General features: G+C 64.6%; 21 protein-coding genes and 1 pseudogene. 5 read left to right on the top strand and 17 right to left on the bottom strand.

Features of this window, described 5'->3' with window-relative positions:
• The first annotated feature begins 25 nt into the window (after positions 1 to 25).
• Complete coding sequence (locus VFG49_RS00785) at positions 26 to 637, top strand: glutathione S-transferase N-terminal domain-containing protein (protein ID WP_324857395.1); 612 nt, start codon at positions 26 to 28, stop codon at positions 635 to 637.
• A gap of 40 nt (positions 638 to 677) precedes the next feature.
• On the opposite strand, the gene VFG49_RS00780 is transcribed toward VFG49_RS00785, so the two are convergent.
• The 9 genes from VFG49_RS00780 to VFG49_RS00740 all read right to left on the bottom strand — a co-directional run bounded on the left by VFG49_RS00780 (position 678) and on the right by VFG49_RS00740 (position 10,144).
• Entirely contained in the window at positions 678 to 1,916 is a 1,239-nt protein-coding gene (locus tag VFG49_RS00780; RefSeq protein WP_324857393.1) for an acetate kinase, read from the bottom strand.
• Positions 1,917 to 2,249: 333 nt separating this feature from the next.
• The gene (locus VFG49_RS00775; RefSeq protein WP_324857391.1) at positions 2,250 to 2,849 is read right to left on the bottom strand and encodes a hypothetical protein; all 600 of its coding nucleotides are present in this window, start codon (positions 2,847 to 2,849) and stop codon (positions 2,250 to 2,252) included.
• A 10-nt stretch (positions 2,850 to 2,859) separates the two neighbouring features.
• On the bottom strand, positions 2,860 to 3,546 hold the full coding sequence (locus VFG49_RS00770) for a C39 family peptidase (RefSeq protein WP_324857389.1): 687 nt from the start codon (positions 3,544 to 3,546) through the stop codon (positions 2,860 to 2,862).
• Entirely contained in the window at positions 3,543 to 3,839 is a 297-nt protein-coding gene (locus VFG49_RS00765) for a hypothetical protein (protein ID WP_324857387.1), read from the bottom strand. Before VFG49_RS00765 ends, VFG49_RS00770 begins: the two co-directional genes overlap by 4 nt.
• A gap of 243 nt (positions 3,840 to 4,082) precedes the next feature.
• Positions 4,083 to 5,000: a hypothetical protein gene (locus VFG49_RS00760; protein ID WP_324857385.1), complete on the bottom strand. Its 918-nt coding sequence runs from the start codon at positions 4,998 to 5,000 to the stop codon at positions 4,083 to 4,085.
• A gap of 494 nt (positions 5,001 to 5,494) precedes the next feature.
• Complete coding sequence (prpC, locus tag VFG49_RS00755) at positions 5,495 to 6,640, bottom strand: bifunctional 2-methylcitrate synthase/citrate synthase (protein ID WP_324857383.1); 1,146 nt, start codon at positions 6,638 to 6,640, stop codon at positions 5,495 to 5,497.
• Between the two features lie 55 nt (positions 6,641 to 6,695).
• Positions 6,696 to 7,583, bottom strand: coding sequence for a methylisocitrate lyase (gene prpB, locus VFG49_RS00750; protein WP_324857381.1), 888 nt, complete (start codon positions 7,581 to 7,583; stop codon positions 6,696 to 6,698).
• A gap of 207 nt (positions 7,584 to 7,790) precedes the next feature.
• On the bottom strand, positions 7,791 to 9,683 hold the full coding sequence (prpE, locus tag VFG49_RS00745; protein WP_324857378.1) for a propionate--CoA ligase: 1,893 nt from the start codon (positions 9,681 to 9,683) through the stop codon (positions 7,791 to 7,793).
• 119 nt (positions 9,684 to 9,802) lie between these two features.
• Positions 9,803 to 10,144 carry a hypothetical protein gene (locus VFG49_RS00740; RefSeq protein WP_324857376.1) on the bottom strand — a complete coding sequence of 114 codons (342 nt, stop codon included), beginning with the start codon at positions 10,142 to 10,144 and terminating at the stop codon, positions 9,803 to 9,805.
• Between the two features lie 162 nt (positions 10,145 to 10,306).
• On the opposite strand from VFG49_RS00740, the gene VFG49_RS00735 reads away from it, so the two are divergent.
• Positions 10,307 to 10,783: a YybH family protein gene (locus tag VFG49_RS00735; protein ID WP_324857374.1), complete on the top strand. Its 477-nt coding sequence runs from the start codon at positions 10,307 to 10,309 to the stop codon at positions 10,781 to 10,783.
• 74 nt (positions 10,784 to 10,857) lie between these two features.
• Here VFG49_RS00735 and VFG49_RS00730 read toward each other — a convergent pair whose 3' ends face one another.
• Positions 10,858 to 11,844, bottom strand: coding sequence for a malate dehydrogenase (locus VFG49_RS00730; RefSeq protein ID WP_324857372.1), 987 nt, complete (start codon positions 11,842 to 11,844; stop codon positions 10,858 to 10,860).
• A gap of 77 nt (positions 11,845 to 11,921) precedes the next feature.
• Entirely contained in the window at positions 11,922 to 13,121 is a 1,200-nt protein-coding gene (locus VFG49_RS00725; protein WP_324857370.1) for a pyridoxal phosphate-dependent aminotransferase, read from the bottom strand.
• A gap of 543 nt (positions 13,122 to 13,664) precedes the next feature.
• On the opposite strand from VFG49_RS00725, the gene VFG49_RS00720 reads away from it, so the two are divergent.
• Positions 13,665 to 13,922, top strand: a complete 258-nt coding sequence (locus tag VFG49_RS00720; RefSeq protein WP_324857368.1) for a GlsB/YeaQ/YmgE family stress response membrane protein — start codon at positions 13,665 to 13,667, stop codon at positions 13,920 to 13,922.
• A gap of 54 nt (positions 13,923 to 13,976) precedes the next feature.
• On the opposite strand, the pseudogene VFG49_RS00715 reads toward VFG49_RS00720, so the two are convergent.
• The 3 genes and pseudogenes from VFG49_RS00715 to VFG49_RS00705 all read right to left on the bottom strand — a co-directional run.
• Positions 13,977 to 14,438, bottom strand: a pseudogene (locus VFG49_RS00715) (YidB family protein); the annotation flags it as partial.
• A 117-nt stretch (positions 14,439 to 14,555) separates the two neighbouring features.
• Positions 14,556 to 15,065, bottom strand: coding sequence for a peptidylprolyl isomerase (locus VFG49_RS00710; RefSeq protein ID WP_324857367.1), 510 nt, complete (start codon positions 15,063 to 15,065; stop codon positions 14,556 to 14,558).
• 110 nt (positions 15,066 to 15,175) lie between these two features.
• The gene (locus tag VFG49_RS00705) at positions 15,176 to 17,041 is read right to left on the bottom strand and encodes a 3-hydroxybutyrate oligomer hydrolase family protein (RefSeq protein ID WP_324857365.1); all 1,866 of its coding nucleotides are present in this window, start codon (positions 17,039 to 17,041) and stop codon (positions 15,176 to 15,178) included.
• A 130-nt stretch (positions 17,042 to 17,171) separates the two neighbouring features.
• Between VFG49_RS00705 and VFG49_RS00700 the strand changes: the two genes are divergently transcribed.
• Entirely contained in the window at positions 17,172 to 17,828 is a 657-nt protein-coding gene (locus tag VFG49_RS00700; RefSeq protein WP_324857363.1) for a response regulator transcription factor, read from the top strand.
• Positions 17,829 to 18,069: 241 nt separating this feature from the next.
• Here the strand turns inward: VFG49_RS00700 and VFG49_RS00695 are convergent, their stop codons facing one another.
• The 3 genes from VFG49_RS00695 to VFG49_RS00685 all read right to left on the bottom strand — a co-directional run bounded on the left by VFG49_RS00695 (position 18,070) and on the right by VFG49_RS00685 (position 24,849).
• Complete coding sequence (locus VFG49_RS00695) at positions 18,070 to 21,366, bottom strand: hybrid sensor histidine kinase/response regulator (protein WP_324857361.1); 3,297 nt, start codon at positions 21,364 to 21,366, stop codon at positions 18,070 to 18,072.
• A gap of 214 nt (positions 21,367 to 21,580) precedes the next feature.
• Positions 21,581 to 22,600, bottom strand: coding sequence for a PHB depolymerase family esterase (locus VFG49_RS00690; RefSeq protein WP_324857359.1), 1,020 nt, complete (start codon positions 22,598 to 22,600; stop codon positions 21,581 to 21,583).
• 20 nt (positions 22,601 to 22,620) lie between these two features.
• Complete coding sequence (locus VFG49_RS00685; protein WP_324857357.1) at positions 22,621 to 24,849, bottom strand: TonB-dependent receptor; 2,229 nt, start codon at positions 24,847 to 24,849, stop codon at positions 22,621 to 22,623.
• Positions 24,850 to 25,017: 168 nt separating this feature from the next.
• On the opposite strand from VFG49_RS00685, the gene VFG49_RS00680 reads away from it, so the two are divergent.
• Entirely contained in the window at positions 25,018 to 26,415 is a 1,398-nt protein-coding gene (locus VFG49_RS00680) for a GntP family permease (RefSeq protein ID WP_324857355.1), read from the top strand.
• Positions 26,416 to 26,426 lie beyond the last annotated feature (11 nt).

Genomic DNA, 26,426 nt, shown 5'->3' with positions numbered 1-26,426 from the left:
TCTTTGTCGATCCAGGAACCGTTGCATGAAGCTCTACTACCTCCCGGGCGCCTGCTCGCTCGCCGACCATATCGTGCTCGAGTGGATCGGCCAGCCTTACGAGACTTATCGCGTGGCGCGCGAGGAGCTTGGCTCGCCCGAGTATCTCCGTATCAATCCTTCAGGTGCGGTGCCCGCGTTGCAGGAAGACGACGGCTGGGTGCTGACGGAGAACGCCGCCATCCTCAACTACCTGGCCGACAAGTTTCCGGAAGCGAAGCTCGGCGGCGATGGCAGCCTGCGTGGACGCGCCGAAGCCAATCGCTGGCTGGCCTACATCAATTCCGATCTCCATCCGCTGTACAAGCCGGTCTTTCGCCCCGACCGCTTCATCGAGGACGAAGCGGCACAGGAGACGCTGCGTCGCAACGCCGTGCTCCGCCTGCGCGGTTACTACGAGCGCCTCGATGCGCAGCTCGTCGGCAAGGATTGGCTGGCGGGCTCGCGTTCGTTCGTTGATCCGTACCTGTTCGTGGTGAACCGCTGGGCCATCGCCAAGGGGGTGGATCTCGACGGCTTGGACCAGCTCACACGCTTCCAGCAGCGCATGCTGGAAGATGTCGGCGTAAAGGCCGCCATGCAGCAGGAAAGCCTCTGAGCAACGAAGCCATCGTAGGGGTGCTCCCGTGCAGGACGCACTAGTACATCATCGGTACACGCACGGTCACCGTGGCGTCTGGCGTGTCGCGAGTCACGCCGACGCCCAGCGTGAAGTTGAGCGTGCGCTTGTCGTTGAAGCGCCATGAACCGCCGAGCAGCAGCGTGCCCAGCACGGTCTTGGTCGAGCCTGCCACGCGCTGGTTGTTCTGCTTGGTGGTGCCAACGAAGCTTTGGTCGTAGCCGATGCTTATCGAGGCCTTCTCGTTGAGCGACAAGCCCATGCCTATGCTCAGGTCCACGATGTCGCCCGGCTTGATCTTGCCCAGCGGCTCGACGCCACCAAGCAGGACATGTCGCTCCACGTTGTCGCGCGGCACGTTGTAGAGGTAACTGAAGTTGCCGAAGAAGACCACCGGATCGGTCGGATAGAGCCAGGTGAGGCCGGGTTGGATCGACCAGAAGCCCGTGCCCGACGGTTGCTGCAGAGGCAGGCCCGTGCCGGTGACCGACAGCGGGACTTCGGAAAGCACGTTCTCCACGCAACGCTGCACGCAATCAGTGGTGACTTCGAACGGATCCTTGCCGGTATTGGACTTCACCCGCAGCCAGCCGACGTAGAACGCCTTGTCCGGACCGCCGATATTGAGCTGGTAGCGCATGGTCGCCTCGATGTCACCAAGGCCATGCCCGCTGGAGCCGAACGCATTGTCGGTAGCCTGGCCGGTGAAGATCTCACGGCTGACCGTGTCTTCGTGCGTCCAGACATAGGGCACGCGCAGTTCCACTTCCAGGCGATTGGTGATGCCGTAGCGGGTGGTCAACCAGCCGATCTGCGTGGTGGTCTTGACCTGCCGGGCATCGATCAGGCCGATCAGGATCGCCGGGATGACCGTGTATCCGACCAGCGCCACGCGGTCGAGCGACGAATACCCGAACTGGTAGGCCGGCTCGAGGATGAACTTGCCCTTGGGCGTAAGCACGCCCGGCTGCTGGAAGATAGGCGCCACTTCCGGCGGACGCGTATCGCTCTTGGGGGCCTGGCCCACCGGTTGCTGCTGGGCGGCAGCTACCGGCGCCCCGGACGCCACTGAATCGGCGGCGGGCATGGGCAAGGCCGAGGCGCCTGCGCCTCCTGCGGCGATGTTGCCGGCGCGTTGCTTGTCCAGTTCATCCATGCCCACAGCGTGACGCAGCGCCTTGTAATCGGCTTCCTGCTCAGCCAGCGCCCGGCGCATCGCGTCGAGTTGCGCCATCTGCGCGGTGATCTGGCTGCGCATGGCGTCAATGCGATCACCTTGCTCCGAGACCTTTTTGCGAAGGTTTTCCGCGTCCGCCGCGACAGGGGCGGACGAAGCCTCGGATGAAATGGTATTTGTCGACCCGGCAGGCTGGGCTGGCGCACCCTGCCCGGCCGGCGTCTGTTGTGCCGCGACAGGCAGGCCCAGCGTCACCAAGCCTGCGCATCCTGCCGACCAGACATATCGCCACGCTGCGTGTCGCATCATGCTTCCTCTTGTCCCTGGGCTTTGAACCGCATAGACGAACGCGCCGCGGATATCGGCCGCGGCGCATTCGCGCTGGTAGCGAAGCTTGGCGAAGCGCGTTCCATCTCAGTGCCCCAGTGACTGTAGCTGCGCCTGCTGCAGCGCGTTCTGGAAGTTCTGGTCACGGAACGCGTTGAGCGAATTGACCGACGTATTGATGGTCGTGATGCTCTGGATATGCTGGTTGTTGAGCGTGTTCTGGATCACGGTCGCGCCGGCATTGGGCCCGAGTGCCGACGGATCGAAGCTGTTGTTCGGTCCCACCTGGGTAAGGGACACGCTGTTGAGCGCCGACTGCATCGCCTGCGCCTGCACCACAGTCATGTGCGCGATGTCCGGCACGTTGAAACTGGTCGACGTAACCAGGTTGCCGTTGACGTACACCGCCCGGTCGATGCCGAAGGAGGCGACCAGTCCGTTACCGAGGTCGAAGCCGCCGCGTGCTTCATCGAGCGTGGCCGAGTCAACGGGAGTCCAGCCGTCCACGCCGCTGGCGGCAGGTATGCCGGAGGTGACCCGGGCCAGCGTATCGGCGTTGGCAACTGCTGCCGTCGGGACCAAGGCCGACGCGGCGGGAGCACCGCCCTCTTGCGGCTGCGCACCGACGATCCAACTACTCGCCAGGAGGAGCGCGCCGATGCATGCAGTGCGGATGACCGGTTTCATGCCATGTCCTCTAGAGATCGTCCGGCCCTTTCTTGGGCATCACCATGTTGTAAAGACCGTTGCGATCGATGGCATTGCCGGCTGGCGCCTGCGGCGCGACCTTCCAGTCGCTGGCGCTGTTGAACACGGCAAGGTTGCGACGGTTGTGGATGACGAACACGAGCCCGTTCTTCCACATCGCCATGAATTTCGATTGCGCGATCACGCGTGTACCGCGTGCGGGATCGCCGATGAGCACGCGATCGTTGCGCATGCCCTTGATGACCACGAAGTGGTGATATCCCTTTTCGTCGATCAGCGCGATGGCGGGCAGGTTTTCCTGCGCGAGCTTTTCGAGGGGGACCTTGAAACCGTCGGCGTCAAACCCGTTGGCGTCGAGGAAGCGCTTGATGTCCAGCAGGGAGAAACCTTCCTTGTTGATCTTTTCCTTGTCGCCGTGCGTATACATCTGCTCGAAGGCGACCTGCTCGTCGACCGGATAGCCGTACTGATAGGTGAGCAGCGTGGCCACGGCTGCCGAGCCGCAGCTGAAATCGTATTTCTGGTGGACGGTGGCCTTGTAGCGAGCCTCCTTGAGGCTCGTCAGGTGCACCGTGTAATAGCCCGATCCATTGTTGACCACGGCCACCGGCGTGCTCGCACGGCTTCCCTGCGGCAGCGCCGCGATCAGGATCAGCAGCGCCGCGTATTTGTTCATTGCTTGAACTCGACGTTGAGCACCGTCGCGTTCTGGATAAGCACGTTGTTGCCCGAGTTCTGGATGACGGTCGGGAAACCCGTGGCGCCTGCGATGGAACCGCCCGTGATCGTATTGTCGCCCGTGACGAGATGGTCAGCCGTGTTGTCGGCCACCGTGCCGTTGAGCGTGGTGTTCTGCACCACCAGCGTGCCGCCACTGAGCTTGTCCAGCGTCGCGCTATCGACGCTTTCGCCCAGCCCAGCCGCTACCTCCTGGTGATCCACTTCGGCTGCCGCGGCGTAGACCGCCAAGGGAGAATCCGCGCCCTGCACCATGTACGCGGGAGGAATACTTGCGTTCCCTGCGAAGACCACCGCAGGGAGGATGAACACACTGAGCGCGATCAAACCCCGAAGCCACTTGCACGATTGCACGGCACTGTCTCCCTCACGCGTGAGCCAACGGACGACCGACGCCGATCCAAAGCGAGGTCATTCCTTTTGAAACCGACACGAGGGAACGCAAGCGTTCCCTCGTGTCAGCCGCCCTATCGCTCAGTGCGCAAAGTTCAGGTTGGCCTGAACGTTGACGCTCTGCTGTACCAGCGCTGCCGCGCCGCTGTTCTGCGCAAGGATGGACACACCGGCCGCTGCCGCTGCCGAGCCGTTCATCTGGTTCGACATATCGAACGCACCAGTCGTGGACGATGCCGTACCGCCAGCACCGCCAGCACCGCCGGCAGCACCTGCGCCGCCCGTGCCTGCGCCGCCGGTATTGCCGGCACCTGCGCCACCCGCACCGCCCGTACCGGCGGTTGCATCAGCTGCACCACTGGTGCCGCCCGAGGCAGACGACGAACCGCTGGTTCCGGTCGGGGATGCGGCACCCGCCGTTCCGCCTGCGCCTGCACCGCCTGCGCCGCCCGTACCACCGGTGTTCGCGCCACCGCCAGCCATGCCGCCACCACCGCCTGCGCGATTGTGGTTACGAATGCCACCGGCGTTGCCGCCGTCTCCACCATCACCGCCGCCGGCCAACGAAGCACCCCAGCCACCGGCATCGCCGGACGAGCTGCCCGAGCCGCCAGCCCTGCCGCTGTCGGCACTGGCGCGACCGCCGTTACCGCCGTCGCCGCCGTTGCCGCCGGAAGCCCGGCCGCCGGTGCCACGGCCGCCATCACCGCCGCTACCGCCACGACCGCCATTGGCGTTGCCGTCGTTGTAGGACGAATTACCAATACCCCACACGGCTACTTTGGTGACTTCGCCGTTGAGGGTGCTATTGGCTACTGCCTTGCTGGTGTTGAAGGAACTGGCCGTGCCACCGCTGCTGGCAGCTGAACCATTCTCACCGGCCGCCGAAGTGGTGTAGGTGCTGGTGTCGGTCCGAGTACGAGTGCTCGAATCGGTATTGGTCAAGGTGCTTGAACCGCGTGAGTGATTGTTGTCGTCCGCGAATGACGGCAGAGCCATGCCTAGGCCCAGCACGATCGCAGTTGCTATTAGAGTCTTACGCATAGTCATTACTCCTGGAACGATGCGGTGACCCCCTGTGTTGCTGGCGTTGTTTGTCCAGCAAACTGTCGTCGCAATATGCGTGCCAGTACGCCTGTTTTCCCGGAAGCCCCGCCGGAACCAGCTAAATCAGGCGCTTGAGCGGATAGTGCGGCGAATCTTCGGCGACGCCTCATGGCCGCGAAACACTCAAGTGACTCATCCCTGTTACACCCGTCGCGTTGGCGCACTCAGCCGTGCGGACATAACCGCTCGGGCATGAGCAACCCAATCAGTGAATTGGCGTCCATTGCTCATCGAAATCGTCGCTGTGGAACAGGTGTATCAAGGGTGTTACATGCGTGCACACAAAACGATAGCAATGTCGTACAGGCTGCTGAACCGTAACGAAAGTTAAGGAAAAAAGAAGGGAGCCCGCGGCTCCCTTCTTTTTGGTGACAGGCTGATGTCGCTCAGCGTTTTTCGATCGGTACGTAGGCCTGGTCTTCCGGACCGGTGTAGTTGGCGCTGGGGCGGATGATCTTGCCGTCCTCGCGCTGCTCGATCACATGTGCGCTCCAGCCGGAGGTGCGCGCGATCACGAACAGCGGGGTGAACATGGCCGTCGGCACGCCCATCATGTGATACGCGCTCGCCGAGAACCAATCGAGGTTGGGGAACATCTTCTTCTGTTCCCACATCAGCTTCTCGATCTTCTCCGACACGTCGAACAAGGTCGGGTTGCCGCCCTCGGTGCAGAGCTTGCGCGAGACTTCCTTGATGATCTCGTTGCGCGGATCGGACACCGTATAAACCGGGTGGCCGAAGCCGATGATGATTTCCTTGCGCTCGACGCGGGCACGGATATCCGCCTCCGCTTCGGCGGCATTGCGGTAGCGCGCGATGATCTCCATCGCCACTTCGTTCGCACCGCCATGCTTGGGGCCACGCAACGCGCCGATGGCGCCAGTGATGGCCGAATAGATGTCCGAACCCGTGCCGGCAATGACGCGCGCGGTGAAGGTGGACGCGTTGAATTCGTGCTCGGCGTAGAGGACCAGCGACTTGTCCAGCGAATGGGCGTGCAGCTCGCTCGGCTTCCTGCCGTGCAGCAGGTGCAGGAAGTGCCCGGCGATGGAGTCGTCGTCCGTCTCCGTCTCGATGCGCTTGCCGTTGTGGCTGAAATGGAACCAGTACAGCAGGATCGAGCCGAAGCTGGCCATCAGGCGATCGGCGATGTCGCGCGCGCCGGTGAGGTTGTGGTCGTCCTTCTCCGGCAGCACGGTGCCCAGCACCGAGCAACCGGTGCGCATCACGTCCATCGGATGCGTGGCGGCGGGCAGCAGTTCCAGCGCGCTCTTCACCGGAGCCGGCAGGCCACGCAGGCGCTTTAGCTTGGCGCGATAGGCATTGAGCTCCGCCCAGTTCGGCAGCACGCCGTGCACCAGCAGATAGGCCACTTCCTCGAAGCAGCCCTTGGCCGCGAGGTCATGGATGTCGTACCCGCGGTAATGCAGATCGTTGCCGCTGCGGCCCACGGTACACAGCGCGGTGTTGCCCGCCGCCACGCCGGACAGCGCGACGGACTTCTTGGGCTTGGGAAGGATTTGCTCGGTCATTCGGTACTTCTCCTGAAGACGTGCAGCGTCAAAAGCGATTCACGGAACGGGCGGATCAGCTCTTCTTGGCGAAGAGGTCGTCCAGGCGGCGTTCGTAGTCGTGATAACCGATGCGGTCGTACAGTTCCTCGCGCGTCTGCATCGTGTGGATGACGTTGCGCTGGTGGCCGTCGCGCCGGATGGCGTTGTAGACGTTCTCGGCAGCCTTGTTCATGGCGCGGAACGCGGAGAGCGGATAGAGCACGATGCCCACGCCAGCGGTGGCGAGTTCTTCCACGCTGAACAGCGGGGTCTGGCCGAACTCGGTGATGTTGGCCAGCACCGGCACCTTCACGGCATCCACGAAGCGGCGATAGGTCGGCAGGTCATAGGCAGCCTCGGCGAAGATACCGTCGGCGCCCGCTTCCACGCAGGCGATGGCGCGCTCGATGGCTGCGTCCACGCCGTCGACGGCGATGGCGTCGGTGCGTGCGATGAGGAAGAAATCCGCATCGGTCTTGGCATCCGCCGCCGCCTTGACGCGGTCGGCCATCTCGCCGGTCGACACGATTTCCTTGCCCGGGCGGTGACCGCAGCGCTTGGCGCCGACCTGGTCTTCGATATGGCATGCCGCCGCACCGAACTTGATGAGGCTCTTCACCGTGCGCGCAATGTTGAACGCGCTGGGACCGAAGCCCGTGTCGATATCCACCATCAGCGGCAGGTCGCATACGTCGGTGATGCGGCGTACGTCGGTGAGCACGTCATCCAGCGTATTGATGCCGAGGTCGGGCAAGCCCAGAGAACCGGCAGCAACGCCGCCACCGGAAAGGTAGATGGCACGATAACCTGCGCGCTTGGCGAGCAGCGCATGGTTCGCGTTGATGGCGCCGATCACCTGCAAGGGGTGTTCGGCCGCGAGGGCGGCGCGGAACTTCGCGCCGGGGGATGCGATCTGGGCCATGGAACCTCCGCGTAAAGCGGCAATTTTAGCGCAGCACGTGTTCAAGGCCTGTTGCGCGGCAGCATGAAGGATTTCGCATGCTGCGTGAGATGTTGGTTGGGGGCTATGCGCCCTGCCCCTGTAGGAGCGCACCCAGTGCGCGATCGGCGTGCGGAATGCGGCGTTTGCCGATCGCGCACTGGGTGCGCTCCTACAACAACGAGGTACTCAGCCCTGCTCCGGCCCGCGCTCCAGTGCGCGCTTCACTTCTTCCAGTGCGCCGGGATCATCCAGCGTGGAAAGGTCTCCCGGATCGGTGTGTTGCACCAGCGCCTGCAGCGAGCGGCGCAGCAGCTTGCCGGACCGCGTCTTGGGCAAGGCACCCACTACATACACCCGCGCTGGCCTGGCAACGCCGCCCAGTTGCTCGACCACGCGTTGCTGCATCGCCTTCGCCACGTCGGCCGGCAACTCGGACACGCCCTGCTTGAGCGTGGCGAATACCACGGGCACCTGTCCTTTCAGTTCGTCCTGTACACCCACCACTGCCGCTTCGGCACAGGCCGGATGGGTGGAGACGGACTCCTCGATTTCGCGCGTACCCAGCCGATGGCCGGCCACGTTGATGACGTCGTCGGTGCGGCCGAGGATGGTGGTATAGCCATTCTCGTCGCGGATGGCCCAGTCCAGCGAGCTGTAGAGCAGCTCGTTGAAATGGCTGAAGTAGCTGTTGACGTAGCGGTCGTCGTCGCCCCACACGGTGGTGAGGCACCCCGGCGGCAGCGGTGGCACGAACACCAGCACGCCCTTCTGGTGCGGCGGCAGTTCCTCGCCTGTGCCTTCGTCGATCACCTTCATGCGGTAGCCCGGGCTAGGCAAGCCGGGCGAGCCGAATTTCACCGGCTTGAGATCCAGTCCCGGCATCAGCGTGATGGCAGGCCAGCCGGTTTCGGTTTGCCAGTAGTTGTCGATCACCGGCACACCGAGGCCTTCGGTAATCCAGTGCGCGGTGGGCTCGTCCAGCGGCTCGCCCGCCAAAAACAGCCACTTCAGCTTCGACAGGTCGTACTTCTTGAGCCAGCTCGCCTCCTGCTTCTTCAGTACGCGGATGCCGGTGGGCGAGGAAAACATGGTGCGCACGCCATAGCGTTCGCACAGCTGCCACCAGATGCCAGGATCAGGATGAGTGGGAAGACCTTCGTACAGCAGCGAGGTGGCGCCGCCGATCAGCGGGCCATACACGTTGTACGAATGACCGACCGCCCAACCCACGTCGGAGGTGGAAAACATCACCTGGCCCGGTGCAATGTCGAACACGGTAGTGATCGACAGCGCCATCGCCACGGCATAGCCGCCCACGTCGCGCTGGATGCCCTTGGGCTTGCCGGTGGTGCCGGAGGTGTAGAGCAGATAGCTGGGCTCGTTGGATTCCAGCCATTCCACCGGAATCTCGGCGCCTTCGTAGGAAGCGCGCAGGCTGGCATAGTCCAGGTCTCGGTCGGCGATGCGCGTCATCTGCGGGTCGAGCCCACGATCGATGATGAGTACGTGCGGCGGTTTGTGCGTGGCCTCTTCCAGCGCCGCATCGACCAGCGGCTTGTAGGGAATGATCTTGCCGCCGCGCACGCCGGCGTCGGCGGCGATCAACAACTTCGGTTGCGCATCATCGATGCGAAGCGCGAGATTGCGCGCGGCAAAACCACCGAACACCACGGAGTGGATCGCACCCATGCGCGCGCATGCCAGCATGGCGAACACCGCTTCGGCGATGTTGGGCAGGTAGATCACCACGCGATCGCCTTTGCCTACGCCCAGCGAGCCCAGCACGGCGGCAAACGTGTTCACCTCGCGATACAGGTCGCGATAGGTGAGTTCGCGCGTGATGCCGGTTTCGCTGGAAATCGCCACGAGCGCAAGCTGCCCGCCGCGCTCCTCGAGGTGACGGTCGATCGCGTTGTAGCAAAGGTTGGTGGTGCCGCCGACGAACCAGCGACGGAACGGCAGGTTCGACGTGTCGAGGATTTGCTGCGGCGGGGTGTGCCAGTGGATGCGCTGCGCCTGTTCGGCCCAGAACGATTCCGGCTGCTCGACCGAACGCTGGTAGAACTCCTCGTAGCGCATCGCACTTACCTCGATCAAACGGCTGATCGGGCTAGCCTAGATCAGCGGTGTGAAACGGGCCTTGCGACCTTGGTCGAGTCATCTTGCGCCCACCTGCCGACCAGGCGGGCGCCAAGGCGTCAGAGACAGGAGACAGCGGCGTCGCGATAGGCCGAGTTGTAATCCTTCTTGAAGTCCTGCGATTCGTACATCATCACCTGCGCGCCCGTGCCGTCGGCGGTCACGGTGACCAGTTCGTGCGCGCCGGCCTTGTCGTTGGCCGACACCGATCCGTCTTCCTTCTTGTTCGACACGCTCGCTTCGCCGGACTCGGCCCACTTTGCGCGCACGCATTCCAGATAGGTCGGGATGTCCTTGTTGGTGCGGCTGCTCATCTTGGGCGTGGTGTCGCGCAGGCCATGGGTGCCGCCGCAAGCGGTCAGCAGGGCGCAGCAGGTGGCGATCGCAAGGAGTTGCTTCATAGCGGTATTCCAATCGAGGATCGGCTGATTTAACCATGAAGCGCCGCTCGAGGGAGAGCCTGCCCCTCACATCGCGTGAGGCGGCCGCGTGTCCGTCGCGGCCCGTCCGGCCGGGCGGACGCCCGTGTTAAGTTGAAGCGTTTCCATTGACAGGGGCACGACATGCAACACGGCAAGGTTTCAAGGCTCGCAGTGTGGATGCTGATGGTGGTGATGCTTGCGGGCGTTGCGCCGCTGGCGTGCGCCGCCACTGACGATGCAGCGGCGATCCGCCAGGTGATGGCCGATCAGCAGGACGCGTGGAATCGCGGCGATATCGACAGCTTCATGCAGCCCTACAAGGATGCACCGGACACGACCTTCATCGGCTCGAAGATCCGCAAGGGCTATCGCCCCATCCTCGAAAACTACAAGAAGAACTACGCATCGAAGGAGCAGATGGGCACGCTCTCCTACTCGGACATCGACGTGCGCCTGCTGCCCTGTGCCGACGGACGCGCGACCTACGCCATGGTGACAGGCCGTTTCCATCTTGATCGCACCGTCCATGGCAGTGCAGCCAAGGATGATGGCGTGTATTCGCTGTTATGGGAGCGCACGCCCGGTGGCTGGAAGATCGTGCTCGATCACAGCAGCTGATGCGGCGTCCGCCGCGCATGCAAGAAAAAGGGCGGCCGAGGCCGCCCTTTTGCTGTCGCTGATTCAACGACGCCTTACTTCTTGGCGAACAGGTGCTCGACGCCGGCACGCTCTTCGCGCAGTTCCTTGTTGGTGGCGTCCATGCGGGCGCGCGAGAAATCGTTGATTTCCAGGCCCTGCACGATGGCGTACTTGCCATCCTTCACGGTCACCGGATAGCCATAGATCACGCCCGGCTCGATACCGTACGAACCATCCGACGGAATACCCATCGAGGCCCAGTCACCTTCCGCGGTGCCCTGCGCCCAGGTGCGCATGTGGTCGACGGCAGCCGAGGCGGCCGACGCGGCCGAGGAAGCACCACGAGCCTTGATGATGGCCGCGCCGCGCTGCTGCACGGTCGGGATGAAGTCGCTCTCGTACCAGACCTGGTCGACCAGCGACAGCGCCGGCTTGCCGCCCACGGTGGCGTGGTGCAGGTCCGGATACTGAGTGGAGCTGTGGTTGCCCCAGATGGTCATCTTCTTGATGTCGGTGTTGTGCTTGCCGGTCTTCTCGGCCAGCTGCGACAGCGCGCGGTTGTGGTCCAGGCGCACCATCGCGGTGAAGCACTTCGGGTCCAGGTCCGGGGCATTCTGCTGGGCGATCAACGCATTGGTGTTGGCCGGATTGCCGACCACCAGCACGCGCACGTCACGCTTGGCGTGATCGTTCAGGGCCTTGCCCTGCGGGCCGAAGATGGCGCCGTTGGCTTCGAGCAGATCCTTGCGCTCCATGCCCGGGCCGCGCGGACGTGCACCGACCAGCAGCGCGTAGTCGACGTCCTTGAAGGCGACGTTGAGGTCGTCGGTGGCGACCACGCCAGCCAGCGTCGGGAACGCGCAGTCGTTGAGTTCCATCACCACGCCCTGCAGCGCGGGCAGCGCAGGGGTGATTTCCAGCAGGTGCAAGATCACCGGCTGGTCCGGACCCAGCATGTCGCCCGCGGCAATGCGGAACAGCAGGGCGTAACCGATCTGGCCGGCAGCGCCGGTAACGGCAACACGAACGGGGGCTTTCATCGGGGATGACTCCTTCAACTTGGGCTAACTTTCAAAAAGACAAAGGCCCACGCCGTGTGGCGCGGGCCCCAAGACCATCAGGTCAGTTCTGCGAAGAACGCCTGGATACGTTCCAGCCCGGGCTGCAATTGTGCGGTCGGGCAGGTATAGGAAATGCGCATGGCACGTGGCTCGCCGAACGCGGAGCCCGGCACGCAAGCCACGCCCTTGGCTTCCAGCAGCGCGGCGCAGAAGTCCACATCGCTGTCGATACGCAGGCCGTTATGGCTCTTGCCGAACGCCACGGAGATATCGGGGAAGGCGTAGAACGCTCCCTGCGGCGTCGGGCATACCACGCCCGGAATCGCGCGCAGCGCGTTGACTACGAGGTCGCGCTTGCCGGCGAATTCCCTGCACTTGGCTTCGGGTACGTCCTGCGGACCGCTGAACGCCGCCACGGCCGCGGCGGTGATCACTTCCGGCAGGCTGGTGATGTGGTTGGAGTTGAGCGTGGTGACGGCCTTGGCCACGTTCTCGGGCGCGGCAATAAGGCCCACGCGCCAGCCCGGCATGCCGTAGGTCTTGGACACCGAGTCGACGAAGATCAAACGCTCGCGCAGCTCCGGCCGCGCGAACACGAAGTTGTGGTAGCCGATACCGTCGAACACCATCGAGTTATAGATGTCGTCGGTGATGATCCAGGTGTCCGGATACTTCACCAGCACCTCGGCCAGCGCAGCGATTTCATCGCGCGTGTAGACCATGCCCGTCGGATTGGACGGATTGTTGAACAGGAACGCCTTGGGCTGGCGCGCCAGTGCGGCATCGAGCTGTGCCGGCGTGAGCTTGTAGTTCTGTTCCGGGCCGCAATGGAGAACGTTGGACTTGGCACCGAGGATGTCGGCGATGTCGCGATACGTCGTCCAGAACGGCGCGCAGTAGGCGACTTCGTCGCCTTCGTTGAGCAGCGCTTCGCCCAGGTTGTACAGCACCTGCTTGGCGCCGATGCCGATGGAAAGATTGGCGCGGCCATAACCCTTGAAGCCGAGCTTTTCGATGTGCACCAGGAAGGCATCGAGCAGCGCGTCGGCGCCGCGATTGCTGCCGTACTGGCCCGAATCATGCGAAAGCGCCTCGCGCGCGGCGGCATACACATGTTCGCCGGGCAGGAAATTCGGTACACCGATGGAGAAACTGATGATGTCGCGACCGGCGGCCTTGAGTTGCTTGGCCTTCTCGGCGATGAGCATGATCGCGCTGGGCTTGGCGCGGCCGACACGCTGGGCAAGCTGGGGCATGACTTCCTCTGGGTGGGCTAGAAGACAGCAAACTCGGAAATTTTAGCATGTGACGACGCAGCGTCCCTTCATTCGATGGTCGAGGACCACTTCCCGGTGGAAAACCCGCGCCTCCCGTCATTTCCGGGGAGGCGGGCGAGCAGCACCGCAGAAGTCCGGGGCGAAGGCGCTGGATTCCTGCTTCCGCAGGAATGACGGGGCAGTGCGGGTTTCTCGCCAGGGCTCGCCTCGACCCTTCGCCCCCTCATCCAGCGCCCCTGAAGCTCAGGAGCAAAGGCACGGGAGACTCGCTTTCGCTCGGACCGCCCAGCGGATGTCCTTCATGCCATGCGCCTGTCCACCATCCCTCGCCGAGATGACAGGCCATGCCCGGTATTCGGGGCTGCCTGGTCACGTGCCAACAACTATCGGCGAGCGCATGATGCCGGCGCCGACTGCCACTTGGCCGGCATGGCAGATACAAAGGGGGCAATAGACGGGCTGGAGGCTGTCCCGCAGGACCGCTCAGGAACTCTCACGAACACTCACCAAGGACACACGAATATGCACTGGCTATGGGTAATCATTGTCGGTCTGGTCGTAGGTATCATTGCCAAGGCGCTCACCCCAGGCAAAGAGGCGATGGGTTTCATCATCACCGCCATCCTCGGCATCGTCGGTTCGTTCATCTCCACCTACATCGGTGAGAAGCTGGGTTGGTGGGGCGAGACCGGCTTCGTGCATTTCCTCGGATCCATCGGCGGCGCGGTGGTGCTGCTGGTGATCTACCACGCGTTGTTCCGGCGAAACACCACTTCGTGACACGCCCGTCCCGGCGGTGCCTTGCGCACCGTCGGGACCATGAAGCCTTTCGCGTCAGGCGGCGTTGTTGCCAAACAGCTTGCCCGCCAGCGAGGCCAGCGAGCCCAGGTCGAAGCCGCCACCCGTCACCGCCTGTTCCGGCACCTGGCCGTCAGGCGTGAGGTGATCGACCGCGTGCGGCAGCACCTGCGAAAGCTGGCCGAGCAACTGGCTCTGGTCGACACCGAGTTTGCCGGCGGCGTCCTGCAGCAGGGAACCGAGACCGCCGTTATTCAGGGCCTGCCCGAGCTGGTCGCCGGAGACCGACTGGTTGGCGCCGGTGCCGACCCAGGACTGCACCGCATCGCCAAGGCCATGTTGCTGCAGCATGCCTACCAGGCCCTGCAAGCCACCGGCCTTCTCGATCAATTGGCCCGCAATGGAAACCAGCGAGGAACCGCCGGCCTGGCTGCCTTGTGCACCGCCAAGCAGATCATTGAGGAATGACATGACCACATCTCCTAGGGATGGGAGGACGCTTGTCGCTGTTCGCGTGGAGCCTTGTGATTCTAGGCCGCGGCCGCGGCGGCAAACGTGAAAAAGCCGCCGTTCGGGCGAACGGCGGCTTTTTCACGTCAACGAAACGAACGGGGCTTAGCCGCGCTGGTCGAGCACCGCATTCCATTCCTTCACGCGATCGGCCTGGGCTGCCAGCAGCGCGTCAACGTCACCTTCGACGGTCACCTTTTCGACGATGTCACCCTGGCGGATGGCATCGACCACGGCCTGGTCCGCCGCACTGACGACTTCGCCGAACACGCTGTGCTTGCCGTCCAGCCACGGCGTGGCGCCGTGGGTAATGAAGAACTGGCTGCCGTTGGTGCGCGGACCGGCGTTGGCCATCGACAGCACGCCCGGCTTGTCATGACGCAGCGAGGCATCGAACTCGTCTTCGAAGCGATAGCCCGGGCCACCACGACCGCTGCCTTCCGGGCAACCGCCCTGGACCATGAAATCGGCAATCACGCGATGGAACGACAGGCCATCGTAGTAACCGCGGCGAGCCAGGTTGACGAAGCTGGCCACCGTCACCGGGGTCTTTTCATCGTGCAGGCGCAGGTGGATCGGGCCGCGGTTGGTGGTCATGGTGACGTTGATGGTCATCGTAAGTCCTTGGTTTCAAAGGCAACGCGCAACCACAGGCGCGCTGCGGGCCCGCAAGCATACTCCAGCTCGGGTCATAAGCAGGTAGCTCGCACCCCGGAAGTTGCCGCCTATTTGGGGCCTACCGTCCAGGCGGCGGGCAGGTCGAGCTTGGCTGCCGTGATGGCGCCGCTGCCACGCGGCTGGGACTCGGGCGTGGGCACCACCGCCGGCCATGGCGCGCCCTCATACAGATGTGACCACAGGCGATCGAGCGCGGCGTATCCGTAGGGCAACAGCGGGACGTGCTTGTCGCCAAATTCGGGCACGGCGAGGAACGCATCGAAATGCTGTGCGTACGGCACCTTCCAGTAAAGCGGATGCGCGCCCTTCGATCGCACCCAGTCCACGTACGGCTCGGAGGTGAAGGCGGTAGGCAGCAATCCGTCCGATGCGCCATGCACAACCCACAGCGGCAGGCTGGGGCGTGGTGCCTTCACGGCGGTAGCTTCCACGCTGTCGCGAAGCGGTTGCGTGCTTGGGTCGGTGTCTTCCCACAATGCGCGCAGGCAGCGAGCGCCGACCAGGTTGGGGTCCAGCGAGTGGTCCGCCCCCCCATAAAGCCCGACACCGTTGCCTGGCGGAATGCCTGACGCATCGGACCACCAGCGCGCGCGCACCGCGGCATCGGCGATACCCGGCGCGCCCTTGGCCCCCATCGCCGCGTAGCGAAAGCCGCAAGGCATGTCGTCCGCACCACGTCGCATATAGGCAGACGCATAGGCCGCGGCGACGGCCCGCCACAGGTCGAACGCGGTCGTCGAAGCGGCAGTGGCCATGGCTTCATCGGTCCAGCCGCCGGCATGCAGGTGCTGATAGGCCTCCGCAGCCTGCACGCTGACGCGCGTGCCGCCAACGAGGCCGTGCTCATGCAACTGATGGCAACGCTGCGCCCAGGCGGGCGGCACTTCGCCTTGCGCGGTGCGCGCCATGGGCGCTGCCTCAAAGCGCGTGTCCGCCAAGGCGCACGGCAGCCAGATGGACGCCTCGGTGACGTAGTCGTAGAGCGCACGCCCCTGCCCCGGCACGTGAACGTTCGGCTCCAGCGCCACGACACCGGCAAGCAGGTGGTCATCATCCAGACCGGCGGCCTGGAGCACGGCACCGCCGCCATTGGAAAGACCCGTGGCGATGATGCGCGTGTTGTCAGTCGTGAAGGGCGCCTGCTCAGGAAATGCGCGATCGAGCATGGCAAGGCCGAAGCGTGCCGCCTGCAGCACGTGGCGCCCCCAGTCGGCCTCTGGGTTGTCACCCGAATGCGCATGTTTCACCGCGATGTTGCCGTGATGCACATTGCCCGCGGGCTCGAACTCCAGCGGGGCACTGCCGCGCTTCGCGCGTCCGCCATCCAGCGTCACGCCAGTGTCGTCGGCAGCATCGAAATACCCGGCGCCCGTGCCCTTGTCGGTATAGGCCACGGCGCAACCGTGCGGCAAACCCCACGCTCCCGCCAGGGCGATGGCGCCGTACACGCCACGCGAACCCGACGAAGCGGTCACCACCAGGCAGCGGCGTGCACGGTCGAAGTCGTCGGGTATCTGCAACAGCACGCGGTGCGGTGACTGCGCGCCGGGAATCCACGCGAATGCCTGGTATTCACGGCCCGGCACGTTGGGCACCGCGCCGTACACCTTGCCGTAGCCGCCGAGGGGGCCGAGATCGGCGATGCCTTTCCAACTCGTCTGGATCGCACGACGCCGCAGCTCTGCAGCGGTCGGTTTCTGTGGCTGCGCAAACGATGCCGGAGTTCCGGCGAGTCCGGAAAGGCCAAGGCCTGCACTCAGCAGGTCGTCATCGCCCCGGTGCTCGGTGACGCGCACCTCGCCGCGGACGAAATCGGGGGCATGCATGCCGGGCTCCTTGGTGGTGGTCGTCGCCGTACACGACGCGAGCAATGGCGCCACCAGCAGCATCCATCGGGAAAGGCGGTTGGTCATGCCCTCCACCATAACAAGCAGGCACGCACCTGCCATCGTACGAAAGTCCAGCATATCGGCGGTCACCGTTGGGTGATGACGTGACTTTCTGATCTCGACGCAGGCGCACGGGCCGGCTAACGTCAGCGATATGACACGCCTGCTGATCGCCGACGACCACCCGCTGTTTCGCGCTGCACTGCGGCAAGCCGCCAACGAAAGCGTGGTCGATTGCAGCGTGCTCGAAGCTGCCGATCTGGCCGGCGTCCTGCAGGCGCTGGCCGACGACCCGGATATCGATCTGGTTCTGCTGGACCTGCATATGCCGGGCAGCCAGGGCCTGTCGGGGCTGACCACTCTACGTGGGCAGTACCCCAGCGTCGCGGTGCTGGTGGTATCAGCGCATGACGAGGCGCGCACAGTGCGCCGGGCACTGGATCACGGCGCGTCCGGCTTCATCCCCAAGAGCGCGAGCCCGACGGAGATCGCCGACGCCATCCGCAGCGTGCTCGACTGCGGCAGCTGGCTGCCGCAGGGACTGGCGCAGGCCATTGCCGCCCTGCCCATCGACCCGCTCGACATCGACCTCGCCACGCGACTCGCGCGCCTGACCGAGCAGCAATACCGCGTACTGGCGCTGCTCGGCGAAGGCCTGCTCAACAAGCAGATCGCGGATCGACTGACGATCCAGGAGCGCACGGTAAAAGCGCATGTGACCGCGATTTTCGAAAAGCTGGGTGTACGCAACCGAACCCAGGCAGGCGTGTTGCTGCGGTCGCTGGATCTGGCGGATTCGGCGCGGCTGTAGTGATGTTTTCGCCGCACCCGCCGGATGCGCAGCGCGCGTGCAACAGACCAAGTCTCTCAGGACCGCGTGCGAATCTTTGACGATGCCGACCGACTGCCGCGACGGATCGGGCCATCTCCCTGCAGGAGCGCACCCAGTGCGCGAAAAACCAACGGAGCGGTGATGACGGTACGTTGCAATCGCCCTCAAGGCACCCCAAAAAAAGCGCCGCGACGATTCCTGTATCCAACAAACCAAACCGCTACCGCCTTCCCACCGCCACACGCTGCAACACCTGACGCAAGGCCAGGGGCTTGAGCGGCTTGTACAGCACACCGATGCCGCGATCGAGCAGACGTTGGCGCAGTTCGCCATCGCGGTCAGCGGTGAGGATGACGGTGGGCACGTCGTGCGCACCCAGTTCCCGCAACACGTCGAGCCCGGTGCACCCCGCGTCGAGGTGATAGTCGAAGATGTGGAGATCCGCCAACCACGGCGCCGCGCGTGCCTGTTCCAGGGTGCGCGCGGCGTGCACCTGCCAACCCCAAGTGGTCAGCAGGACACTCAGCGCGGACAACGCGGCAGGTTCGTTGTCGAGCACCAGTGCGCGACCTGCCGGAAGCGGTTGTGGCTCAACGGCAGGACCACGCCGTGGCGATACCGCTTGCGCGCGCGGCACAGACAACTCGAACACGCTGCCCCTTCCACTCCACGAACGAAGGCCGATGGGATGACCCAACAGGTCCGCCATGCGTTGTGCGATCGACAAGCCAAGCCCCAGGCCCTGCCCGCCCGCCGTACTGCCGCGCCGGAACTCATCGAAGATCCAGCGCTGCTCTCCCGGATCGATGCCGGGACCGTTGTCCCACACCTGCAGTTTCAGCCGCTCGCCGTGGCGGCGCACACCCAGCACGACGCGGCCACCTTCCGCATAGCGCAGCGCGTTGGACAGGAAGTTCTGCAGCACGCGGCGCAGCAGTTGCGGATCGGAATGGACCCAGTGGCGGCTGCCGACCACGTCGAAGCGAATGCCGCGATCCATGGCCATCGCGCGAAATTCCGCGGCGAGCGGATCAAACACGTCGGCCAGCGCGAAGTCTCGCGGCTGTGCCTGCAGGCGTCCTGCTTCCAGGCGCGCCATGTCGAGCAGCCCCGCCAGCAGGCCTTCGGTGGCCGAGAGCGCACCATGCAGATGCCGCGCCGTCTCGCCATCACTGCCTCGCTCGGCAAGCGTGTGCGCGAAGAGTTGCGCGGCATGCAGTGGCTGCATCAGGTCGTGGCTTACGGCCGCCAGGAATCGGCTTTTCGCCTGGTTGGCACGCTGTGCCTCAGCCGTGGCATCGGCCAGCGCGCGGGTGCGCTCGTCCACGCGCAATTCCAGCGTTTCGTTGGAAGCCTTCAGCGCGTCCTCCGCCTGCCGGAACGCGGTGACGTCGGTGAAGGTCGCCACGAATCCGCCGCCCGGCATCGGGTTTCCGCGGATCTCCACGATGGTGCCGTCGGCGAAACGGCGCTCGGAAAGATGCCGCGTGCCTGCCCGCATGTGGGTCAATCGCCGCTGCACGCCATCATCAACGGATATCTCGCCAACCATCCCCCGCTCGATGTTGTAACGCGTGAGATCGGCCACCGGTCGTCCCACCTGCAGCAGCCCGGCAGGGTAACCAAACAAGCTCGCATAACGTCCGTTCCAGGCAACCAGACGCAACTCCGCATCGACCACGCAGATGCCCTGGCTCATGTTCTCCAGCGCCGCTTCGAGCACGCGCTGGTTGAAGCGAAGATCCTGCGCGGCCTCGCCGACGATGGCGGCGACGGTGTCCAGCTCCTCGCGGCGCTGCTGGCGCATCACTTCCAGCAGTAGTCGCGCCGACGCCGCACCGATCACCGCGGCGAGTTCATGCTCTACCGCGGCCACGCGCGCATGGCCTGCCACGCCATGCGTGGGCCCATCATCGAACAGATAGGCGATACGGTCGCCCGGAAGAAAGCGCGTCGCCAACGCGCGCAACTCGGCCAGGCCGATGTCTCCCGTGCTTGCGACGCGCTGAGCCTGGCCGAAGCGCGAGCTCGCCACCACCATCATCACGGCCACGTTGGCGATCAGGCCAGCAACCACGGCGCGCGACAGGCGACTCCAATCAGCAAGGCCAAGCAGGCCATCGGGTGCCAGCCACGCGACGCCGAACGGACCACCATGCCACCACGCCGGTCCGTGCGGTTCCATCGTGGGAAGCAACACATACAGCCAGACCAGCGTGCCGACAGCCAGCCCGCAGGCCACGGCGCGTGGACCCAGCTGCGGCCGGTACACCGCGGCGAGCAACGCCGGTGCGAGGCCCGCCAACGCGGAGAAGGAAATCGCACCGATGTCCGCCAGTGCATCGTTGCGTGCCAGCACGCGGCTATAGCACCAGGCCAGCAGGATCACCGCGAGAATCGCGATGCGCCGCTGCGTGAGCACTTCGCCACGCAGGTCGCCACGTTCGTCGCGGCCCCAGCCCGCCCGCACGCGCAGCGGTGCGATGAAGTGGTTGACGATCATCAGGCTCAGCGCCAGCGTGGCCACCACCACCATGCTGGTCGCGGCGCTAAGGCCACCCAGGAAAGCGAGCAACGCCAGTACGTGCTGACCACGCGCCAGCGGCAGGGCCAGCACGTACAGATCCGACGGTACGCCGCCCGGCCCCAACCACGCATCGCCAAGGCGTGCGAGCGGCAGGATCGGCAACGAGATCAGCAGCATGTACAGCGGAAACAGCCAGCGCGCCGTGCGCAGGTGCGAGCTGTCACGACACTCCACCACGCCGGCGTGAAACTGATGCGGCAGCGTGAACATCGCCAGCGCGCCAAGCAGGATCAACGCGGGGAAGCCGGTGCTGTCGTGTTGCGTTGGCGCGCTTTCCAGCAGCGCCTGGCTCGCCGGCGAGAGCAGCAGCGTGCCCAGCGCCAGCATCGCGCCCATCTTGAACAACGACTCGAAGGCCATCGCCAGCACCAGACCGCGGTTGTGCGCCATCGCGGAGGCACGACGCGTGCCGAACAGCATGGCGAACAACGCCATCAGCAGCGCCACGTACAGCGCGCTGTCCTGCCAGGGATCGGCCTCGGTGAGCTGTCCGCGGCTGAGCATGCCGTAGCTCATCGCCACCGCCTTCAGCTGCAGCGCGATGTAAGGCACGATACCGATGAGCACGACTACCGTGACTAGCGCAGCGAGCCCCGCGTGGCGCCCAAGGCGCACGGCAATGAGGTCGGCCAGCGAGCCCGCGTTGTAGTCGCGCGCCAATTGAACCAGACGCCGCAGCACGCCGATGGCGAGCACATACATGAGGATCGCGCCCACGAACGTGGGCGGCAACCACCAGCCGGAACGACTGGCTTGCGTCACGGTGCCGTAGAACGTCCACGACGTGCAGTGGATTGCCAGCGAAAGCGCATAGACGACGGACCAGCGACGCTCGAACAGATGCGGGCGCCGCTCGCCGATCAGCGCCACGCCGAACAGCAGGCCAAGCCAGATGAGGGCGGCGAAGGTGATGGTGCTGGCGGTCAGCATGCGAGTGCTGGCTTGCTGAGCGAAGTCGCCGGTTGCAAGTGAACGCGCCTCCGCCTGACGTCATCCCAGCGGAAGCTGGGATCCGGTGTCTTTCCGTGCGTATCGGCAAAAGGCGCTGGATCCCGGTTTTCGCCGGGATGACGGTGAGAGCGCATGCGGGCAACCGGCGGCGGCGGGGCACCGGAGCTCAAGACGCTGGGTGCGTCAGTCGCACTCAGTGCGACAAACCCATTGCGTTGACAGCGCCCACCAGCCAGCGCAACTGCACGCCCTGGCGGCTGTCGTAGTTGTCTCCGGAATATCCCCACCAGTCCCAGCATGCTTGCGGATTCATGGGCGCGGTGCTCGCGCGGGTCTGAGGATACAGGACGGCAACGTCGTAAGCGTCCGCCCAGCGGTTGAAGCCCGCGTCTTTCACGAAGGCCTCGCCAACGGCATCCGCGTTTTGCTTGCAACCATGAAAAGCCACCAGAAGACCGCAGCGCTTGCCGCCGAGGCAAGCCGGCGGCAGGTACACGTAACCAGTCGACGCAAGGAACGCATCGGCACCATCGGGTCGATACGCATCCTGGTTGAAGCGGCGCAGCTCGCCCTTGGCTTCGCCCGCATTGCGCGGCGCCTTGCCGAACAGCTGGTGGAAGATCTCGCCCGCCGCATCAAAACCACAATGGCCGAGATAGGGCGATACCGACTTGTCGCAATCATCGCCGGTCGCGGCAATGGGCAGGTTGTGCGCAAACGCGCGCGCGCCATCGTCATTGACCACGAGCGCCTTGAGCGCAGGGTCGCCGTCGCGCAGTGCCTCGTAGAAACGCGCGCCCGCTTCCGCCACCGCCGGCGACACCAGCGCATCGTCCTTGCCGTGCAGAAGATAGACACGACCGTGCGCCAGATCCTTCAACGCACCAATCTCACCTTTCGCCGAACGTTCCTTCGCCTTGGCCGCCAGCGCCGCCACATCCGGCGCCGGCACGCCCTTCATGCAGGTGCTCAAGGCGAGATCGAGCCGCCCACCGGCGCATCCGAACGGACCGCCGGCCACGATCGCCGCCGACGGAAACCATTCCGGATACGTCATCTGCACTTGCGTGGCCATGTAGCCACCCGACGACAAGCCCGCTACGGCCACACGCGCCGGATCGAGCTTCAGTGCCGGCAAGCGCGGCGCATCACCGGCATACGCAACGCCTCCCAGCATCAGCAGAGCAGCCATCAGACCCGTGAAACGTCGCATGCGCATCTCCCTTCGCAAGATCAGAACGTGTAACGGGCCGTGAGCGTCACCATGCGCGGCGCGCCGTAGAAACCCGTGACGATGCCCAGCGCCGCGATGTTGTAGCCCGTGGTGCGATACGACTTGTTGGCGAGGTTGGTGCCCTGCAGGCTCAACGTCCACGGCTGGTCGATCTGCCATACGATACCGGCGTTCCATAGACCGTAACCCGGCTGCATGATCAGTGGCGACAGCGTCGTCTCCGGATACACGCTGGTCTGGTAGGTGTAGTTGATGCGGCCACTGAGGTTGCCACCGTTATCCAGCGGAATGCTGTGCTCCAGGTTCAGACCGCCCGACCACTTCGGTGCATTGGTGAAGCGCTGCGAATCGGCGATGTTGACGCCACGGCTTTCATAGTCGGTGTACTTGGTATGCAGGTAAGCCCAGTTGCCGCTGAAGGTCCAGTTCTCTACCGGAGTCCAGGCGAACTCTTCTTCCCAGCCGTCGATGTGGCCCTTGCCGGCGTTGGTGAAGTCGCCGAAGAAGCCCTCCGTGCCGTTGGGCAGCGTGTAGGACGTGAACACCGACAGTTGGATGTCCGAATAGATGTTGTGGAACAGCGCCGTGTTCATCATCAGCGTGTCGTCGAAGAACGACATCTTGCTGCCGATTTCGTACGAGGTGACCTTCTCGTCGGCGATCGGACGGCATGACTCCGGAATCGCCACGCAGTTGGCGCGGATGTTGTAACCGCCGGAGTGGAAGCCCTGGCTGTAGCTGGCGTAGAGCTTGATCTGGTCGGTCGCCGAGTAATCCAGCGAAACCTTGGGCGACAGGTTGTGCGAGGTATGCGATCCGCTGAAGTCCGCCAGCGTGCCCACCGGCGTGGTGAAGGTGTCGTTGGAGTAGGCGTAGTTCTGGATGACTGCCGACTTCTTCTCGCTGGTGTAACGCAGGCCAACATCCAGGCTCCACTGCTGGCTGATGTCCCAGGTGAAGTCGCCGTAGCCGGCGTAGCTCTTGGTGCCGATGTCGCCGCCGGTGCCGCCGTATTGCGACAGCAGCGGGTAGTACGGTGGCGAGCCAAGGAAGATGTTGTGGATGTAGCCCTTGGCAGTGCCGTCGAAGTAGAACAGGCCGAACACGCCGTGCACCGATCCGCCGTTGTCGTAGTTCGCCTGGAATTCCTGGGTGAACTGGTGATCCTTGTAGACCGCGTTCACGTCAGCGATCTTTTCGGGCAGCGTGTCGAAGTCGATGTTGGTGTCGGTGGATGAGCCGCGATAGGCAGAGATGGATTTGAGCGTCCAGTCCTGGTTGACGATCCAGTTGAGCGTCAGCGCGGTGCCCCACAGCGTGGTGTAGTTGAGCGCCGGCATGCCGCTGCGCGTGTCGTAGTCGCTGGACAGCGGCTGGTAGGCAGGGTCCAGCTTGTTGACCGCGAGCATCTTGGCGCCGCGCGGATTGGAGTTGTCGCGCAGGCCATCCACCGACAGCTGCGCATTGAAGTTCGACGACGGGAAGAAGCCCAGCGATGCACGGGCCGCGTTGCTGTTCTTGTTGCCGTTGCGGCTGTCGGTGAGCACGTCGGTGCCGTAGCCGTCGTTGTGGCTGCTGGCATAGGCGATGCGGCCACGCCACACGCCGTCGTCGGTGGCGCCGCCGACACTCGCTTTCACGTCCTTCTCGCCATGCGTGCCCACCGTGCCTTCCACCGCACCCGTGGTCTGCGTGGGCAGCGGATTGGACACGTACTTGATGGCGCCGCCGATGGTGTTCTTGCCGTACAGCGTACCCTGCGGGCCGCGCAGCACTTCGATGCGGTTGGTGTCGAACACATCGAGCACGGTGCCCTGCGGCCGCGCCATGTAAACGTCATCGAGATAGATGCCCACGCCCGGATCGAAGCCCCAGGTGGGGTCCGCCTGGCCCACGCCGCGGATGTACGCAGTGAGCGTGGTGTTGGAGCCGCGCGCCGCATAGATCTGCAACGACGGAACCTTGCCCTGCAGGTCGGCCAGGTTCTGCACGTTCTGCTTGAACAGCGTCTGCGCGGTGAACGCGCTGACGGCAATCGGCACGTCCTGCAGCGACTCCTCGCGCTTGCGTGCGGTCACCTTCACGCCTTCCAGTTGCTTGGCGTCAGACGCCTTCGCCGTCGTGGCGGGCGCTGCAGTGCTCTGCGGTGCCTCGTCGGCGTTCGCCACCCACGGACTGCACAGCCCAACCGCAAGACCGATCGCCATACTCAGATGCGTGCGTTTCATAGCTCCCCTCGCTTTGACGCATCCCGCTACCCGGAATGCCGAATGCCACGGAGCTTAGGCACGCGCCCTCACGCCCACACTTGTACCTTCGTACAGTGCCGCGCGCGGCACGGCGTCCGGATACTCGCCGCACGACGATGCCCATGAGGGGTGTCCGGGGATGGGTCGATGGCATTTCTGATCGTGCTGGCCGCGCTTTGTTTTCTCATGCTAACGGCCTATCGCGGCTACAGCGTGATCCTGTTCGCGCCCGTGGCGGCGCTGGGTGCGGTGCTGCTGACCGATCCGTCGTTGGTCGCGCCGATGTTCACCGGCCTCTTCATGGACAAGATGGTCGGCTTCCTCAAGCTGTATTTCCCGGTATTCATGCTGGGCGCGTTGTTCGGCAAGGTCATCGAACTCTCCGGCTTCTCGCGCTCCATCGTCGCCGCCACCATCGGGCTGCTCGGCCGCAGTCGCGCCATGCTGTCCATCGTGATCGTGTGTGCGCTGCTCACCTATGGCGGCGTGTCGTTGTTCGTAGTGGTGTTCGCGGTGTATCCGTTCGCGGCGGAACTGTTCCGCCAGTCGGACATTCCCAAGCGGCTCATTCCCGGCACCATTGCGCTGGGCGCTTTTACCTTCACCATGGATTCGCTTCCAGGCACGCCGCAGATCCAGAACATCATTCCCACCTCCTTCTTCGGCACCAATGCGTGGGCGGCACCGTGGCTGGGCACGCTGGGCGCGGTGTTCATCCTGGTGGTGGGCATGCTTTACCTGGAATCGCAGCGTCGCAAGGCGGCTGCCGCGGGCGAAGGCTACGGCACGGAGCTGGTCAATGAACCGGTGGCGTTCGAAGGCGACAAGCTGGCGCATCCGGCCATCGCCCTGTTGCCGCTGGTGCTGGTGGGCGTGCTCAACAAGCTGCTGGGCGATGCCATTCCGCGCATCTACGGCGCCAGTCATGCGTTCGTGCCTGCCGTCATCGGCGACGCCAGGCCGGTGGTGCAGGAAATTTCCAGGGTCGCCGCGATCTGGGCCGTGGAAGGCGCGCTGCTGGTGGGCATCGTGTGCGTGCTGGCGTTCGCCTGGCGACCGGTGACCGGGCGCTTCGTGGAAGGCAGCAAGGCGGCGGTCGGCGGCGCGCTGCTGGCATCGATGAACACCGCATCGGAATACGGCTTCGGCGCCGTCATCGCGGCCCTGCCCGGCTTCCGGCTGATTGCCGACGCCCTGCATGCCATTCCCCATCCGCTGGTGAACGAAGCCGTGACCGTCACGGCCCTGGCCGGCATCACCGGCTCGGCTTCGGGCGGCATGAGCATCGCCCTGGCCGCCATGGCCGACACCTTCATCCACAACGCCCAGGCGGTCGGCATCCCCATGGAAGTGCTGCATCGGGTGGCCGCGATGGCCTCGGGCGGCATGGACACCCTGCCCCACAACGGCGCGGTGATCACCCTGCTGGCGGTCACCGGGCTCACCCACCGCCAGTCCTACCGGGACATTTTCGCCATCACGGTCATCAAGACCCTGGCGGTGTTCGTGGTGATCCTGGCCTACACCCTTACCGGCCTGGTCTGAGCCGACGGGCG

The organism is Dyella sp. (genome assembly GCF_035685885.1).
Lineage (GTDB): Bacteria > Pseudomonadota > Gammaproteobacteria > Xanthomonadales > Rhodanobacteraceae > Dyella.
Note: the sequence above shows the minus strand (reverse complement) of the source record. Positions and strands in the feature narration are given on the sequence as shown.